This window comes from Nonomuraea sp. LP-02 (assembly GCF_036289125.1).
GTDB lineage: Bacteria > Actinomycetota > Actinomycetes > Streptosporangiales > Streptosporangiaceae > Nonomuraea > Nonomuraea bangladeshensis.
This window is the reverse complement of sequence record NZ_JAXCLK010000001.1, coordinates 6996995-7013494: the sequence shown is the minus strand read 5'-3', so window position 1 is coordinate 7013494 and position 16500 is coordinate 6996995. Positions and strand designations below refer to the sequence as shown.

Here is a 16500-nt window from a genome sequence, read left to right as displayed (position 1 = left end):
TGTTCATGCTGCTGAACAACCCCCCGACTGACATGGAGGTCCCGGTGGCGGCGTCGGAGGACCGGCGCGCGGACGAGCCCCGGCAGGAGCTCGTGGGCGCGCGGATGCGCGAGTTCCGCAAGGAGCGCGGGATGACGCTCCGCGACCTGGCGTCCAGGTCGGGACTGTCGATCGGGTTCCTCTCCCAGGTGGAGCGCGGGATCTCGACGATCGGGCTGGTGGCGCTGAACAGCGTCGCGGCGGCGCTCGAACGGGGCGTATCGGAGTTCTTCGACGACTCCCCCGGCCGTCAGCCGGGGCGCGACGCCGACCGGCTGCCGACCCATTTCACGCTCACCCGGGCGGAGACGGCGGCCACCGAGTACGTGTCCGGCGCGCAGACGTACCGGATGTTGTCCGCGCGCGGCCCGAGCCTGGTGCTGGAGCCGCTGCTGGTGCACATCGCGCCGGGCGGGCGGCGGGAGCCCGCGTACGGGCACGCCGGCGAGGAGTTCGCGTACGTGCTGAGCGGCGAGCTGCTGTACGAGGTGGACGGGGTGGAGCACCGGCTCTACCCCGGCGACAGCGTGCATCTGCGCTCGACGGTGCCGCACAGCATGTACAACGACACCGACCAGGTGACCACCGTGGTGTCGGTGGTCACCCCGCGGCTCTTCTAGACCGACTCGGCGGCGAGGGCCCGGGCGGCCCGCCAGCAGTCGTGGTACGTCGAGTACAACGGCACCGGGGCGAAGCGGATCACGTCCGGGTTGCGCACGTCGGCGAGCACCCCGTGCCGGGCGTGCAGCCGTCCGGCCAGCCCGGCCGCGTCGCCGGCGGCCACCCGCACCGAGAGCTGGGCGCCGCGCCGCGCCGGGTCGGACGGCGTGATCAGCTCGATCGGGCCGCCGTTCATCGGGGCGAGCAGCGACTCCAGGTAGCCGGTGAGCCGGCGGCTGCGGGCGGCGAGCTCGGCCATCCCGGCCTTGGCGTGCACGGCGAGCGCGGCGCGCAGCGCGGCCAGGCCGAGGATGGGCGGCGTGGAGACCTGCCAGGCGTCGGCGGCGGGCACGTGGTCGCGGTCGGGGCGCATCTCGAAGCGGACCCGCTCGTCGGTGCCCCACCAGCCGGTCAGCCGCGGCAGTGCGGGGTCCGCGCCGCCGGTCAGGTGGCGGGCGTGCACGAAGCAGGCGCCTGGCGCTCCGGGACCGCCGTTGAGGTACTTGTAGGTGCACCAGACCGCGAAGTCGGCGTTCCAGTCGTGCAGGGAGAGGGGGACGTTCCCCGCGGCGTGCGCGAGGTCCCAGCCGGCCACGGCTCCCGCCTCGTGCGCGGCGGCGGTGATGCCGGGGATGTCCAGCAGCTCGCCCGTGAGGTAGTTGATCCCGCCGAGCAGGACCAGGGCGACCTTGCCGCCTTCAGCCGCCAGGTACGCGGGGACGTCGGCGGCGGGCAGCCGGACGACCGTGCGCGCCGGGTCCAGTCCGTGCCAGGCGGCCTGCCCGGCGACCGCGTAGGAGTCGGACGGGAAGGCGGTGTCCTCGATGACGATCCGGACGCGCTCTCCCGCCGGGCGGTAGAACGTGGCCATCAGCAGGTGCAGGTTGACCGTGAGGGCGTTCATGACCACGGTCTCCTCGGGACGCGCGCCCACCAGGGCGGCCATGTCCTCGCGGAGCAGCGCCGGGTAGGTCACCCACGGCCGTTCGGCGGCGAACCACGCCTCGACGGCCTGGCCGGACCACTCGGCCAGCTCGGCCTGGACGGCCGCGGCGGCGTCCTTCGGCTGGAGGCCCAGGGAGTTGCCGGCGAAGTAGGCGGTCTCCGGGTAGGGGCCGCCGGCCGGGGCCGGCGGGATCAGGAACTCCGCGCGGCGGCCGGGGTCGGCGGCGTCGGCGGCCAGGGCGTCCTGCTCGGGGTGGGTGTTCACGGGTTCTCCATCAGGCCAGGGTGTCGGCACGTCAGACCAGGGTGCGGGCCGACCAGAGCTCGGGGAAGATCTCGCGGCGCAGCGACCGCTCCAGCCAGCTCGCGCCGCTCGACCCGCCCGTGCCCATCTTCGCGCCCATCGCGCGCCGGACCACCACCAGGTGGCGGGTCCGCCACGCCATGAAGTTCTCGGCGAGGTCGGTCAGCGCCTCGCCCAGCTCCCAGAGCTCGTCGCCGGGGCCCTCCTCGGCGTACACGCGGGACCACGCCTTCTCCACCCGGGGATCGGGCTCGTACGGCTGCGCCGGGTCGCGCGTGAGCACGGCCTCGGGGACGTCGTGCCCGCGGCAGGCCAGGGCGGACAGGGCGGCGTCGTACAGGCTGGGCGCGCGCAGGGCCGCCAGCAGCTCGCCGTGGGCCTCGGGGTCGCCGCGGTGGACCTGGACGAGGGACGGGTTCTTGTCCCCCAGCAGGAACTCCACCTCGCGGTAGAGCGCCGACTGGAATCCCGAGCCCTCGCCGAGCGCCGGCCGGAAGGCGTTGAACTGGCGCGGCGTGAGCCGGTTCAGCGGCCGCCAGGCCGCGTTCACCACGTCCAGGTACGCCGCGGCGCGCCCGATCACGGCGGTCGCGGGGGCCAGCTCGGGCCCGCCGAGCAGCTCGGTCGCCAGGCGCAGCTCGGTGCGCACCAGGCCGAAGTACAGCTCCATGACCTGCGTGGTGACCAGGAAGGCGGGCTCTTCCGGCTCGGCGGTGCGCGGGCCGGGCAGCTCGCGCAGGACGGCGGTGCCGATGTACTCGTCGTAAGGGGTGGCGTTCGCGAAGCGCAGTCTCGGGGCTTCCATCACTCCTCCTCGTTCACCTCAATGTTCACTCAGGACGAACTATGCTGAAATAGCCGAACGAAGGTGATGAGGCAGGATGGGTTTACGTTCGAAAGGCGATCTCCGGTTTGCCTTTCGCCGCTGCCGAGAGTGACGGGTGGGTGCCATGGACGTGATGGACTGGGCGATCCTCGGCGAGCTGCAGGCCGACGCCCGGCTCTCCTACAGCGAGCTGTCGCGGCGGGTGCACCTGTCCGCCCCGGCCGTGGCCGAGCGCGTACGGCGGCTGGAGGAGACCGGGGTGATCTCGGGCTACCACGCCCACGTGGACCTCGGCCGGGCCGGCCGCACGGTGCGGGCGCTGATCCGGATGGACTGCTACGGAGCCCGCTGCGTGCTGCGCCATGAGGAGGTGCTGGCCCAGCCCGAGATCGTCCAGGTGTACCGGGTCACCGGGGACACCTGCTGCCTCCTCGTGGTCGCGCTCGACTCGATGGCGCACTTCGAGCGGCTGATCGACGGGCTGTCCCACTACGGGCGGCCGTCGAGCACGATGGTGCTGTCCAGCCCCGTGGCGTGGCGGCCGGTCACCCCGCTGGCCTGAGCGCCTCCTCGACGCAGGCGGCGGTCTCCGCCCAGATGGGGGCGGCCGGGTCGATCACCGAGAAGTGGTCGCCCGGGGCCTCCAGGTAGGTGACCGGGTCGCCGGTCGCGGCGCGGGCGTAGCGGCGGTTGAAGTCCACGAGGTCCGGGTCGTCGCCTGCGCCCTGGACGACGAGCTGCGGGCCGCCCAGCGGGAGCCGGGCGAGCGGGCTGGAGGCCGCGTACACCTCGGGGATCTCGGCGGACCCGCCGCCGAGCGCCAGGGCCGTCGCGCCGCCGCTCAGGTCGCGGCGGTCGCACTCCACCAGGTCCACCAGGCCGGCCAGGGAGACGGCGAGCGCCGGGCCCCGCCCGGCCGCCCACAGGTCGGCGGCCAGGCGCAGCACGAGCTGGCCGCCCGCCGAATGGCCGATCACCGCGACGCGGTCCTGGTCGATGTCCGCGCCGAGGGTCTGGAGTGCGGCGTACGCGGCGGCGACGTCCGACACGGTGGCGTCCCAGCCGTGCCGGTCCGGGCGGCGGTACTCCACGTTCCAGGCGGCGAACCCGCGCGCGGCCAGGTCGGCGGCGAGCGCGTCCATGAGGTCGGCGGCCCAGCGCGTCCGGTAGAAGCCGCCGTGCAGCAGCATCGCGACCGGCGCGGGCCGCGCGTCCGGCAGGAGCAACTCGGCGTACTGGTCGGGGTGGGGGCCGTAGGTGACGCGGCGCGGGCGGTGCGTCACCCGATGCGCCGCGGCCCTGATGGCCCAGGTGAGACCGTTGACGCCGCGGCCGTACAGGTGGAGGGCGCCGCCGGCCGGGTGCGGGCCGGTCCTCGCCAGGTCCAGCCAGACCAGCCGCTCGCGGTACGGCCGCGACGGCTCCATCAGGGCGCGCACCTCGGGATCGGCGCCGGGCAGGGCGACGACGGCGTGCTTCGGACCGGCCCCGGCGGCGTCCAGCGCGGTCGCGAAGGACGCGACGTCCGGGGGCTCGACCAGCCGCCCGGCGACCCCGAGCGCGGCGAACTCGCGCCCCGCCAGCTCCGCCAGCAGCTCACGATCCGCCGCGAGCCCGGCCGCGACGAGCACGGTCACGGCGGCCGGCGGGCGATCGGACGTCGGGTCGGTCATGGTGCCGCCTTTCTCAGCATCGGCGCGACCTCCGTGGCGATGAGCAGGACCCCCTCATCGTCGGTGAGCCCGTGCGGGGTGCCGAACTCGACCCGCCGCACCCCCGCGTCGATCAGCCGCCGCGCCTGCGCCGCCACCTGCTCGGGGGTGCCGGAGAACGCGAACAGGTCCAGCAGGTCGTCCGGGATCAGCCGGCCCGCCGCGTCGTCCCGCCCGGCCGCGACCTCGGCCTTGACCCGCGCGAGCAGGTCGGCGGGCACCTCGGCCGTGGGGTCCAGCTCGGCCACGACCGCCAGGTACATGGCGACCTCCCTGCGGGCCTTCGCGCGGGCGGCGACGCCGTCGGCGGCGACGACGGTGACCGCGCCGAGCACGATCCCGACGTCGTCCACGGACCGCCCCGCCTCCTCGGCCCCCGGGCGCAGCCGCTCGCGCACGACCGGCACCATCGCCGGATTGGCGCTCCCGCCGACCTTGATCTCGTCGGCGACCCGCCCGGCGAGCGCCGCGCCGCGCGGCCCCCAGGCGCCGATGAGCAGCGGCGGCCGGGCCCGCCGCACGGGATAGCGCAGGGCCGTGCCTGGCGCGAGACTGAACAGCTCGCCCGCGAAGCCGGACGTGTCGCCCGCGAGCAGCCGCCGCACGACCTCGGCGCACTCGGCCAGCGCGGTGAGCGGGCGCGGCTGCGCGATCCCGACCTCGCCCAGCCACGTCCCCCGGGCCAGCCCCAGGTACGCCCGCCCGTCGGAGGCGAGGTCGAGCGCGGCGAGCTGGCCGGCTATCTCGTACGGCGCCATCGAGTACGGGTTGAGGCAGGCCGGCCCGAGCCGCACCCGCGAGGTGGCGGCGGCGATCTCCAGCAGCGGGAAGATCGGCGGCTGGTACATCAGGTCGCCGAACACCGACACCACGTCGATGCCGTTCTCCTCGGCGAGCCGCCCGAGCCGGGCGTAGTCCCCGGCCTGCTTGTCGCTCTGCAGGCCGATGCCGATCTCGAAGTCCCCGGGCCCGCTCATGTCAGGTCCGCCGAGTTCATCGGACGGCGCCGGACCCGCTCGACCCGCATCGTCAGCCGCTCCTCCGGGTCCGGGCAGCAGAACAGGGTGTCCCGCTCCAGCCAGTCGCCCGCCCCGAGGTCGCGCTGCTTGGCCGCGAGGAACGGCAGGACGCTGGCGAGCGCCCACACGCAGAAGTGCCGGCCCTCCGGCAGCCGCAGGTGGGCGCTGTTCTCCAGCTCGAAGTAGTCGCCGACGGCCATGCCGCAGACCGAGCGGCCCTCGATGGCGTCGACGGTGACCCGCAGGTCGTACAGCTCCATGTCCGGCTCGGGACCCGTGCCGGTCACGGCTCCCCCACCAGCTCGGCGTGGTGGTGGGCGATCAGCCAGCGGCCCCGCGTGTGCCGGAGCACGTCGGTGACCCTGGTGTGCTGGGCGGGCGCGCCGTGCGGCTCGGCGACCAGGACGTACCTGGCCACGCCGACCTCGCCCCAGACGTCGATGCGCTTGTCGCGGGCGGTGAGCGTGTCCATGACCGGGCGGCGGCCGGCGCCGTCGCGGGCGTCGCGGTAGGCGTCCAGCTCGGCGCGGGTGCGCAGCGGGCCGGGGAGGTGGGTCTCCCAGGTGGTCACGTCGGGGTGCAGATGGGAGTCGAAGCGGGCGCGGTCGCCGGCGACGAACGCGGCGTACATGTCGTCGATCGCGGCGGCGATGGCCGCGGCGGCGCCCTGGACCAGGGTCATGCTGCTTTCCTTTCCGAGCGGACGACCTGGCCGCCCTTCATCACCCAGCGGACGCCCCGGTACGCCGACGCCGACGCCAGCGGGTCCTCGTCCATCGCGACGAGGTCGGCGTAGCGGCCGGGCTCGACGGTGCCGATGTCCGCCTCGGCGCGCAGCCAGCGGGCGGGGCCGAGGGTGGCCGCGTACAGGGCGCGGGCGGGGCCGATGACCTCGGCCATGTGCTCCAGCTCGCGTGCGGTCGCGTTGGTGCCCTCGAACCCCCAGAACGGCGGCATGTCGCTGCCGAGCAGCACCTCCACCCCGGCGGCGACGGCGGTGGCGAAGCTCTCCAGATGCTCGGGCCCGGCGTTGAGCGAGCGGCACTGCATCCACTCCGGCACGCCCAGCTCGTCGAAGAACTCCTTGCAGCGGGTGACGAGCAGGGTGGGCACCAGCGCGGTGCCGCGCTCGGCCATCTGGGCGGCGACCTCGGGGGTGAGCTGGTAGCCGTGCTCCACGCAGTCGAGGCCGAGCGCCACGGCCTGGGCGATCACGGCGGCGGGCCCGGCGTGGGCGGTGACCTTGCGGCCCCAGGCGTGCGCGGTCTCGATGACCGCGGCCATCTCGTCGGCGAAGAGCTGGGGCGTGTCGATGGACTCGTGCCGCCCGGCGATGCCGCCGGAGATCATGACCTTGATGAGGTCGGCCCCGGCCTTGATCTGGGAGCGCACGCCGCGCCGCAGGCCGTCGGCGCCGTCGCACTCCAGGGTGTCGGTGCCCTCGTGGCCGTGCCCGCCGGTGCAGACGAGCGCCCGCCCTGCGGTGAAGATGCGGGGGCCGGGCACCCGGCCGGCCTCGATGGCGCGGCGCAGCGCGAAGTCGGCGTGGTCCTTCTCGGCCACGCAGCGCACGGTGGTGACGCCGCAGTCGAGGGTGCGGCGGGCGCCGTCGGCCATGTAGAGGGCCAGCTCGTGCGGGTTCATGTCCTTGACCTGGTCGCCGGCGGTGCCGGGGAGGGACAGGGACAGGTGGGTGTGCATGTTGACCAGGCCGGGGGTGACGTACGCGCCGCCGAGGTCGAGGTGGACGACCTCGCCGGGCACGGCGCCGGCGGCGGCGAGGACGTCCTCGCGGCGGCCCACGTCCACGATGCGCTCGCCCCGGACGAGGATTCCGGCGTCGGGTACGGGGCTCGCGCCCGTGGCCGCCCGGCCGTCGGCCACGGTGCAGCCGGTGATGACGACCGTGTTCATTGCGCTCCTTCCAGCAAGCCGTAGATGTCGCGGGCGGCCTCGGGCGAGACGTAGCCCTCGGCGACGTCGCGGCGCACCGCCTCGGGGTCGCGTTCGCGCGGGTCGCCGTGCCCGCCGCCTCCGGCCGTCAGCAGCGTCACCCGGTCGCCGGGCTCGACCTTGACCCGCTTGGTGCTGACCCTGGCCTCCCGGTCCGTGCCGGGGAAGACGATCACCTGGTTCGGGTCCGGCTCCAGACCGCCGTCCAGCGCCCAGGGCCGCGACCGGGTCTTCTTGATCACCGACAGGAACTCGCCCGGCGTGGTGAAACGGATGTCCCGCCGCAAGCCGACGCCGCCCCGGTGACGGCCCGCGCCGCCCGAGTCCGTACGCAGCTCCAGCCGCTCGAAGAACATCCCCGTCCACGCCTCCAGCACCTCGACGGGCGTGTTGCGGGCCTGCGTCTGGGCCGGGTGGTTGGCCGGTCCGATGCCGTCGTGGGCGGGCGTGCCGCCCCAGCCCACGGCGTCGTTGTTGCTGACGGCGAAGAGCCGCCCGGTGTCCGGGTGCGTGCCGACCATCATGAAGCCGGGCACGTCGCCGCCGGACGAGGCGGGCAGCCGGTCCGGCATGCCCTGCGCCAGCGCCTTGTAGATCAGCTCCAGCGCGACCGTGCCCGTCCACTGCGTGAACGTGGCCGCTGGATAGACCGCGTGGAACAGCGTGCCGGGCTCGGCGCGCACCTCCAGCGGCGCGAAGTGGCCCGCGTTGGTCTGCTCCCAGGGGGTGGTGATCGCCTTGAACGCGATGCGGCAGGTGGCGATGGTGGCGCCGAGCGGCAGGTTGACCGGCCCGCGCGTCATCCCGGAGGAGCCGGCGAAGTCGACGGTGAACCGCCCGTCGGCGACCGTGACGGTCACCCGCATCCTCACCGGCTCGTCGGTGACGCCGTCGTCGTCCAGCCAGTCCTCGGCGGTCCAGGTGCCCTGGGGCAGCGCGGCCACAGCGTCGGCGGCCGAGCGGGCGGCGGCCTCGACGGCCCGGTCCACGGCGGCCTCGACGAGAGGGGTGCCGTAGCGGGCGTGCAACTCGGCGAGGCGGCGCTCGCCGGTGCGCAGGGCGGCGACCTGGGCGTGCAGGTCGCCGATGACCAGGTCCGGCATGCGGGAGTTGAACCGGATCAGCTCGTGGATGTCGCGGACGGGCTCGCCACGGGAGAACACCTTCGTCCCAGGAAAGATCAGCCCTTCCTGGTGCATGTCCGTCGAGTCCAGGACGTAGCCGGGGTCCTTGGCCCCCAGGTCCATCCAGTGGGCCCGTACGCACACGAAGCCCAGCAACCCCGACTCCCCGTGCACCGGGGCGAACAGCGTGGCGTCGTAGGAATGGGCCGCGTTCCAGTACGGGTAGTTCAGCAGCACCACGTCGCCGGGGTGCAGGTTGTCGCGGCCCACGTACTCCACGCCCTTGCGGATGGAGTGGTCGTTGGCGCCGAGGAACCGGCTCAGCCCGGTGGCCTCGGCGATCAGCCGCAGCTCGGTGTCGTAGACCGAGATGCCGTAGTCGCGCACCTCGTAGATGACGGGGTTGAAGGCGGTGCGTTCCAGCGTGGCCCGCATCTCCTCGGCGACCGCGACCAGGTGGCAGCGCACGACCTCGGCGGTCGCGCCGTCCAGCCCGTGGTCAGGCAGCGTGAGATCAGGCATCGTCCACGCCGTAGATGTCGCGGGCGGCCTCCGGTGAGACGTAGCCCTCGGCGACGTCATGGCGCACCGCCTCGGGGTCGCGCCCGCGCGGGTCGCCGTGCCCGCCGCCGCCCGCCGTCAGCAGCGTCACCCGGTCGCCGGGCTCGACCTTCACCCGCTTGGTGCTGACCCGGGCCTCCCGGTCCGTGCCGGGGAAGACGATCACCTGGTTCGGGTCCGGCTCCAGACCGCCGTCCAGCGCCCAGGGCCGCGACCGGGTCTTCTTGATGACCGACAGGAACTCACCCGGCGTCGTGAACCGGATGTCCCGCCGCAACCCGACGCCGCCCCGGTGACGGCCCGCGCCGCCCGAGTCCGTACGCAGCTCCAGCCGCTCGAAGAACATCCCCGTCCGCGCCTCCAGCACCTCGATCGGGGTGCTCCGCCCGGCGCTGCCGGAGACGTGGGTGGCCGCGTTCATGCCGTCGTGCTCCGGCGTGGCGCCCCAGCCGACCAGGTCGTTGTTGCTGACCGCGAAGAGCTGGCCGGTGTCCGGGTGCGTGCCGACCATCATGAAACCGGGCACGTCGCCGCCGGACGAGGCGGGCAGCCGCTCCGGCATGCCCTGCGCCAGCGCCTTCAGGATGAGCTCCACCGCCACGATGCCGGTCCACAGCGTGAACGTGGGCTGCGGGTAGACGGCGTGGAACAGCGTGCCGGGCTCGGCCAGCACCTCCAGCGGGACCGTCGTGCCGTGGTTGGACGGCTCGTCGGGCGAGGTCAGCGACTTGAGTATGACCTTGCAGAGGGCGACGGTGGCGCCGAAGGGCATGTTGATCGGGCCGGGCGTGGCCTGCGCGGAGCCGGCGAAATCGACGGTGAACCGGTCGTCCGCGACCGTGACGGTGACCCGCATCTTCACCGGGTCCTCGGTGATGCCGTCGTCGTCCACCCAGTCCTCGGCGGTCCAGGTGCCGTGCGGCAGCGCGGCGAGCGCGGCGCGGGTGCGGGCCTCGCCGTCCTCGATCATGCGCTGCACGGCGGCGTCCACGGTGGGCCGGCCGAACTTGTCGATGATCTCCAGCAGCCGGCGTTCGCCGGTGCGGAGGGCGGCGACCTGGGCGTGCAGGTCGCCGATGACCAGGTCCGGCATGCGGGAGTTGAAGCGGATCAGCTCGTGGATGTCGCGGACGGGCTCGCCACGGGAGAACACCTTCGTCCCAGGAAAGATCAGCCCTTCCTGGTGCATGTCCGTCGAGTCCAGAACGTAGCCGGGGTCCTTGGCTCCCAGGTCCATCCAGTGGGCCCGTACGCACAGGAAGCCGACCAGCGTCCCGTCGGCCGCCTCGTCCGCCGGGTCCGGCTGGAACACCGGCGCGAACAGCGTCGCGTCGTAGGCGTGGGCCGCGTTCCAGTACGGGTAGTTCAGCAGCACCACATCGCCGCGGTGCAGGTTCTCCCTGCCCACGTACTCGACGCCCTTGGCGAGGGAGAAGTCGTTCGCGCCGAGGAAGAACGTCAGCCCGGTCGCCTCGGCGATCAGGCGCAGGTCGGCGTCGTACATCGACAGGCCGAAGTCGTGCACCTCGTAGATGACCGGGTTGAACGAGGTGCGGATCAGGGTGGCGCGCATCTCCTCGGCCGCCGCCAGCAGGTAGCTGCGCACCACCTCGGCCGTCGCACCGTCCAGCCGCACGTTCGCCTCGCTCATGAGCGCACCTCCGGGGTGAGGGTGACCAGCAGGTGGCCGAAGGGGTTCACCTGGACGCGCTGCCCGGAGTGCACGACCGTGGTGGAGGTGCCCTCGTCGATCAGGGCGGGGCCGTCCAGGGTGTCGCCGGGCTCCAGCTTGGCCCGGTCGTACACGGCGAAGGCCGTCACCTCGCGGGCGCCGAAGTCGAAGGCGTCGCGCGAGCCGATGCGGGCCCGCGCCGGGTCGCCGTCGCCCGGCTCGTACGCGGGCAGCTCCGGCTTGTCGATGCGGCCGATGCCGCGCACCCGCAGGTTGAGGATCTGCAGCCGGTTGTCCATGACGTGCCCGTACCGGGCGTGGTGCAGCTCCTCGAACGCCGCCCGCACCGCGTCCGGCCGCAGGTCACGGCCGACGGGGACGGTCAGCGAGTGCTCCTGGCCGAGGTAGCGCACCTCCATGGCGCGTTCGAGCACGGCCTGCCCGGCGGGGATCGCCTGCGCGGCCAGCGAGGCCGCCGCGGCCGACCCCGCCTCGGCGAACACCGCCTCCAGCGCGTCGAGGTCGGCGTCGTCCAGCGTCGTCATGACCGTACGCGACACGTCGTCCACGATGTCGGCCGTCAGCATGCCCCACGCGGAGAACCCCGACGGCGCGAACGGGACGATCACCTCGGGAATGCCCATCTCGCGGGCGAGCAGCGGAGCCAGCAGCGGCCCCGCGCCGCCGAACGCCAGCAGCGAGAACACCCGCGGGTCGTGCCCCCGCTCCACGGTGATCTGCCGCACCGCGCCGACCGTCTTGGCCAGCAGCACGTCGAAGACGCCCGCCGCGGCCGCCTCGACGCCGAGGCCGAGCGGCTCGGCGATCTGCTCGCGCAGCGCGTCCCTGGCCGCCTCGTCGTGCAGGCGCATGTCGCCGCCGAGGAACCGGTCGGGGTCCACGTAGCCGAGGGCGACGGCGGCGTCGGTGACCGTCGGCCGGTCGCCGCCCCGGCCGTAGCAGACCGGGCCGGGGACGGCGCCCGCGCTCTGCGGGCCGACCTTGAGCAGGCCCCGGTCCAGGTAGGCGATCGAGCCGCCGCCCGCGCCGATGGTGCGAATGTCGTAGGCGGGGATGAGCAGCGGGAACTGCTCCAGCTTGGCCTCGTACGCCGCCACGGCCTGGCCCCGCTCGATCACGCAGGTGTCCAGCGAGGTGCCGCCGATGTCGAAGGTCAGCAGGTTGTCCCTGCCGAGCGCGGCGGCCACGTACGCGGCCCCGGCGATCCCCCCGGCCGGGCCGGACAGCACGGTGTGCATGGGCGAGGTCTTCGCCACCGCCGAGGTCATCGACCCGCCGCCGGAGCGCATGATGAGGAACCGGCCGGCGAAGCCGTCGTCGGCGAGGCCGGACTCCAGGCGGTCCACGTAGCGCTCGAAGATGGGGCGGATGTAGGCGTCGAGCACGGTGGTGCTGGTGCGCTCGTACTCGCGGTACTCCCGCACGATGTCCGTGGACACCGACACGGTGACCTCCGGGTACGCCTCCCGTACCAGCTCGGCCGCGCGCCGCTCGTGCTCCGGGTTGAGGTAGGAGTGCAGGAAGCACACGGCGATCGTGCGCACCCCCTGCTCCTCCACGAGGATCCTGGCCGCCTCCCGCACGTCGTCGGGGTCCAGCTCCTCCACCACGCGGCCCTTGTAGTCGAGCCGTCCGCGCACGCCGATCGTGGCGGCGCGGCGGACCAGGCTCTCGGGGCGCTGGTACTGGAAGTCGTACATGTGGTCGGCGGGCACGTTGCCGCGTCCCAGCAGGAAGATGTCGCGGAAGCCCGCGTTGGCGATGATGCCGGTGGGCTCGCCGCGCCGCTCCAGCACCGCGTTCAGCCCGAGCGTGGTGCCGTGGATGAACAGCTCCACCTCCGCCGGGTCGGTGCCGAGCAGGCCGACGGCGGCGAGCACCCCTTCCCAGGGGCGGGCGGGCGTCGTCGGGGACTTGCGGAAGCGGACCGCGTGGGTGCGCGTGTCCAGCTCCATGGCGTCGACGAACGTTCCGCCGATGTCGACGGCCAGCCTGATCGCGGGCATGGGATGCGTCACCTCTCTGGTCCTTCTCGATCCGGCGGGTCCGGGAGCTCGTGGGCGCGGCGGCAGGCGACGCTGACCGGGCCGAGGGCCCGCAGCTCCTGCTCCTCGGCGCGGCAGGCGTCCTCCGCGTACGGGCAGCGCGGCGCGAGCGCGCAGCCCGCGCCGGGGACGGCCTCCTCGGGGTCCTTGGTCAGGCTCACGCCGGCGCCGTCCGCCCGCCCGGCGAGGGTGGGGGCGGCGGCGAGCAGCGCCTTCGTGTACGGATGCCGGGGCCGCGCGAAGACCTCCTCGACCGGCCCTTCCTCGACGATCCGCCCGAGGTAGAGCACCACGACCCGGTCGCAGACCCCGCGCACGGTGGCGAGGTCGTGCGAGATGAACACCGAGCCGCGGCCCCGCTCGGCCGTCACCTCGCCGATCACCTTGAGGATCTGCGCCTGCACGGTCACGTCGAGGGCGGAGGTGGGCTCGTCGAAGACGACGAGGTCGGGCTCGCCGGCCAGCGCCCGCGCGATGCCGACGCGCTGCGCCTGGCCGCCGGACAGCTCGTGCGGGCGCCGGGTCGCGTACGTGCCGTCGAGGCCCATGCGCTCCAGCGCCGCCGTGACCCGGCGGGCCCGTTCGGGCGCCTTGACCCCGGCGGCGCGCAGCGGCTCGGCCACCGCGTCGGCGACGGTGCGGCGCGGGCTGAGCGAGCCGATCGGGTCCTGGAAGACGAGCTGGGCCCGCCGCCGCAGGTCGCGCAGCTCCCGGCCGCGCAGGCGGGACGGCTCGCGCCCGGACAGGGTGACCGTGCCGCGCGACGGGGCGATCAGGCCGAGCATGAGGCGGGCCAGGGTGCTCTTGCCGCTGCCGCTCTCGCCGACGACGCCGACCGTCTCCCCGGCGCGCACGCTCAGGCTGACGCCGCGCAGCGCGTGGTGGCCGCCGGAGCCGAAGCGGCTGCCGTACACGACGTGGGCGTCCTCGATCCGCACCACCTCGTCGCCAGGGGTGGCGGCAGTGCGGGCGACCGGTCTGGTGACGTCGGGGACGGCGGCCAGCAGCGCGCGGGTGTAGGGGTCGGCGGGGGCGGCCAGGACGTCGGCGGCCGGGCCGTGCTCGACGACCTCGCCCGCGTTCAGCACCACCAGCCGGTCGCAGACGCGGGCGATGGAGGCGAGGTCGTGGGAGATCAGCAGCACGCCTCTGCCCTCCTCGTCGGCCGCCTCGCGGAAGCGCCGCAGGATCTCGCGGGTGAGGGTGACGTCGAGGCCGGTCGTGGGCTCGTCGGCGATGAGCAGGCCGGGGGCGCAGCCGGTGGCGAGGGAGATCATGACGCGCTGGGCCTGGCCGCCGGACAGCTCGTGCGGGTAGTGGTCGAAGCGCCGGGCCGCCGACCGGATGCCGACGCTCTCGAACAGGGCGACCGCCGCCGTACGGGCCTCGGCGGCGGCCACGCCCTGGTGCGTGGTCAGGCGGTCGGTGAGCTGGCGGCCGATGGAACGGGTCGGGCTGAGCGCGCCGCGCGGGTTCTGGAAGCAGATCGCCGCCCCGCCGCCCCGGTGCGCCGCGAGCGCGGCGGCGTCCATCGTCAGCACGTCCGCGCCGTCGAACCGGACCTCGCCGGTGGCGCGGGCCGCGCCCGGCAGGAGGCCGACGATCGAGCGGGCGATCATGCTCTTGCCGCCGCCGCTCTCCCCCACGAGGCCGACGACCTCGCCGCGGCCGACCGTGAGGTCCACGCCCTTGAGCGCCTGGACGTCGCCGATGGTGACCCGCAGGCCCCTGATGTCGAGCAGGCTCACCGTACGACCCCCGCCCGCTCCTGCAGCCCCTCGCCGAGCAGGCTGAACCCGAGCACGCTGACCAGCAGGAACAGGCCGGGTGGCACCGAGGTCCACCAGCGTCCCGCGACCACGTCCGACGTGCCGAGACTGATCATGGCTCCCCACTCGGCGGCCGGCACGGTGACGCCGAGGCCGAGGAAGGACAGCCCGGCGAGGGTCAGCATGGCCCAGCCGCAGTTCAGCGGCGCGATGACGCGGACCGGGGTGAGGCTGTTGGGCAGCACGTGCCGCCACAGGGTGCCGAACCCGGACGCGCCCGCGGTCCGCGACGCCTCCACGAACGGCAGCTCGCGCACCGTGCGCACCTCGGCCCGTACCAGCCGGGCGTAGGCGGGGGCGTTGACCAGGGCGACCACCAGGATCAGGTTGCCCGCGCCGCCGCCGAGCAGGGCCGCGACCGCGAGCGCCAGGATGAACGCGGGGAACGCCTGGAAGACGTCCAGGACGCGCATGAGCACGTCGTCCACCCGCCCGCCGCGGTAGCCGGCGAGCAGCCCGAGCGCGGTGCCGAGCATCACGGCGAGGGCCACGGAGGCGATCGCCACGCCCAGGTCGAGGCGGCCCGCGTACAGCACCCGGCTGAGGATGTCCATGCCGTTGACGTCCGTGCCCAGCGGGTGCGCCCCGCCGGGCGGCGCCAGCGAGGCCGCCGGGTCGATCTCCTCGGGGCCCCAGCGGACCAGCAGCGGGCCGATCAGCACGGCCAGCGCGACCAGGCCGAGAAGCGCCGATCCCGCCCTGATCAGCGTGGTCGCGAAGCGGCGGTCCGCGGCGGCGCGCGGCGGGCCGGCGTCGGCCGCGGTGGTCAGGTCGGCCATCAGATCCTCACTCTCGGATCGAGCACGGCGTGCACCACGTCGGCGATCAGGAAGATCAGCGTGTAGCAGAGCGCGATCACCACGACGGACGCCTGCACCACCGGGTAGTCCCGGTACAGCAGGCCGCGCAGCGCCCACTGCCCGAAGCCCTGCCAGGAGAAGACGTACTCGACCAGCACCGTCGAGCCGATCGCGAAGCCGAACACGAGCGCCGCGAGCGCGGGCAGCCGCACCAGCGCGGCCCGGGTGAGGTAGCCGCGCAGCAGCGTCCGCGCGGACAGGCCGTGCGCGGCCGCCGCCTGGTACGCCTCCGACCCCAGCACCTCCAGCGCCGAGGCCCGCACGCTGCGCAGCAGCGGCGCGACGATGACGACGACCATGGTCAGCACCGGCAGCACGAGGTGCCCGGCGGCCGAGGCGAACGCCGGGCCGTTGCCGGTGAGCGCCGCGTCCAGCAGGTCCGCCCCGGTGATCAGGGTCAGGTCGGTGTCCGGATCGACCCGGCCGCTCGGCGCGGGCACCCAGCCGAGAACGCTGTACGCCAGCAGGATCAGCACCAGGCCGAGCCAGAACTCCGGCAGCGAGTTGCCCACCAGGGCGAGCACCCGCAGCGTGTGGTCACCGGCCCGGCCGGCCCGCCGCGCCGACCAGATGCCGAGCGCGGTGGCGAGCAGCGTGGCGATCACCACGGCGAGCACGACGAGCTCCATCGTCGGCCCGACGCGGACCGCCATCTCGCCCGCCACGGACGCGCCGCTCTGGATGGAGGTGCCGAGGTCGCCGCTGAACAGGCCGCCCACGTAGTCGAGGAACTGCCGCCACAGGGGCTGGTCCAGCCCGTAGCGGGCGCGGGCCGCCGCCGCGTCGGCCTCGGTCGCGTTGGGGCCGAGAATGGTGCGGATCGGATCGCCCGGCAGCACGCGGACCAGCACGAACGTCACCACGATGACGCCGAGCAGCACGGGCACCGCCTGGAGCAGGCGCCGGGCGGTGAACCGGGCGATCCGCACG

At 74.2% G+C, this 16500-nt stretch carries 15 protein-coding genes; 2 read left to right on the top strand and 13 right to left on the bottom strand.

Annotation, left to right across the window (positions count from 1 at the left end):
• Nucleotides 1–5: 5 nt before the first annotated feature.
• Nucleotides 6–659 (top strand): helix-turn-helix domain-containing protein, encoded by a 654-nt coding sequence (locus SMD20_RS33010; protein WP_329588820.1) that lies wholly within the window; start codon nucleotides 6–8, stop codon nucleotides 657–659.
• Here SMD20_RS33010 and kynU read toward each other — a convergent pair.
• The gene (gene kynU / locus SMD20_RS33005) at nucleotides 656–1909 is read right to left on the bottom strand and encodes a kynureninase (protein WP_329588819.1); all 1254 of its coding nucleotides are present in this window, start codon (nucleotides 1907–1909) and stop codon (nucleotides 656–658) included. The genes SMD20_RS33010 and kynU overlap by 4 nt on opposite strands.
• A gap of 31 nt (nucleotides 1910–1940) precedes the next feature.
• Complete coding sequence (locus SMD20_RS33000) at nucleotides 1941–2753, bottom strand: tryptophan 2,3-dioxygenase (protein ID WP_329588817.1); 813 nt, start codon at nucleotides 2751–2753, stop codon at nucleotides 1941–1943.
• 145 nt (nucleotides 2754–2898) lie between these two features.
• Here SMD20_RS33000 and SMD20_RS32995 point away from each other — a divergent pair, with 145 nt between their 5' ends.
• A complete protein-coding gene (locus SMD20_RS32995) occupies nucleotides 2899–3336 on the top strand; it encodes an Lrp/AsnC family transcriptional regulator (protein WP_329588815.1) in 438 nt (145 codons plus the stop codon).
• Here the strand turns inward: SMD20_RS32995 and SMD20_RS32990 are convergent.
• The 11 genes from SMD20_RS32990 to SMD20_RS32940 are packed head-to-tail and all read right to left on the bottom strand — an operon-like array spanning nucleotide 3320 to nucleotide 16499.
• Nucleotides 3320–4447, bottom strand: coding sequence for an alpha/beta hydrolase (locus SMD20_RS32990; protein WP_329588813.1), 1128 nt, complete (start codon nucleotides 4445–4447; stop codon nucleotides 3320–3322). The two genes, SMD20_RS32995 and SMD20_RS32990, sit on opposite strands and share 17 nt — an antisense overlap.
• Complete coding sequence (locus SMD20_RS32985; protein ID WP_329588811.1) at nucleotides 4444–5463, bottom strand: LLM class flavin-dependent oxidoreductase; 1020 nt, start codon at nucleotides 5461–5463, stop codon at nucleotides 4444–4446. Before SMD20_RS32985 ends, SMD20_RS32990 begins: the two co-directional genes overlap by 4 nt.
• The gene (locus SMD20_RS32980) at nucleotides 5460–5792 is read right to left on the bottom strand and encodes a TIGR04076 family protein (RefSeq protein WP_329588809.1); all 333 of its coding nucleotides are present in this window, start codon (nucleotides 5790–5792) and stop codon (nucleotides 5460–5462) included. The genes SMD20_RS32985 and SMD20_RS32980 overlap by 4 nt, the downstream gene beginning before the upstream one ends.
• A complete protein-coding gene (locus tag SMD20_RS32975) occupies nucleotides 5789–6187 on the bottom strand; it encodes a nuclear transport factor 2 family protein (RefSeq protein ID WP_329588807.1) in 399 nt (132 codons plus the stop codon). The genes SMD20_RS32980 and SMD20_RS32975 overlap by 4 nt, the downstream gene beginning before the upstream one ends.
• Nucleotides 6184–7419, bottom strand: a complete 1236-nt coding sequence (locus tag SMD20_RS32970; RefSeq protein WP_329588805.1) for an amidohydrolase family protein — start codon at nucleotides 7417–7419, stop codon at nucleotides 6184–6186. The genes SMD20_RS32975 and SMD20_RS32970 overlap by 4 nt, the downstream gene beginning before the upstream one ends.
• Nucleotides 7416–9104 (bottom strand): hydantoinase B/oxoprolinase family protein, encoded by a 1689-nt coding sequence (locus tag SMD20_RS32965; RefSeq protein ID WP_329588804.1) that lies wholly within the window; start codon nucleotides 9102–9104, stop codon nucleotides 7416–7418. Before SMD20_RS32965 ends, SMD20_RS32970 begins: the two co-directional genes overlap by 4 nt.
• On the bottom strand, nucleotides 9097–10794 hold the full coding sequence (locus SMD20_RS32960) for a hydantoinase B/oxoprolinase family protein (protein ID WP_329588802.1): 1698 nt from the start codon (nucleotides 10792–10794) through the stop codon (nucleotides 9097–9099). The genes SMD20_RS32965 and SMD20_RS32960 overlap by 8 nt, the downstream gene beginning before the upstream one ends.
• On the bottom strand, nucleotides 10791–12854 hold the full coding sequence (locus tag SMD20_RS32955; RefSeq protein WP_329588801.1) for a hydantoinase/oxoprolinase family protein: 2064 nt from the start codon (nucleotides 12852–12854) through the stop codon (nucleotides 10791–10793). Before SMD20_RS32955 ends, SMD20_RS32960 begins: the two co-directional genes overlap by 4 nt.
• Nucleotides 12851–14629 (bottom strand): ABC transporter ATP-binding protein, encoded by a 1779-nt coding sequence (locus tag SMD20_RS32950; protein WP_329588798.1) that lies wholly within the window; start codon nucleotides 14627–14629, stop codon nucleotides 12851–12853. The genes SMD20_RS32955 and SMD20_RS32950 overlap by 4 nt, the downstream gene beginning before the upstream one ends.
• A complete protein-coding gene (locus SMD20_RS32945) occupies nucleotides 14626–15489 on the bottom strand; it encodes an ABC transporter permease (protein WP_329588796.1) in 864 nt (287 codons plus the stop codon). Before SMD20_RS32945 ends, SMD20_RS32950 begins: the two co-directional genes overlap by 4 nt.
• A complete protein-coding gene (locus tag SMD20_RS32940) occupies nucleotides 15489–16499 on the bottom strand; it encodes an ABC transporter permease (RefSeq protein ID WP_329588794.1) in 1011 nt (336 codons plus the stop codon). The genes SMD20_RS32945 and SMD20_RS32940 overlap by 1 nt, the downstream gene beginning before the upstream one ends.
• Nucleotide 16500: the final 1 nt, after the last annotated feature.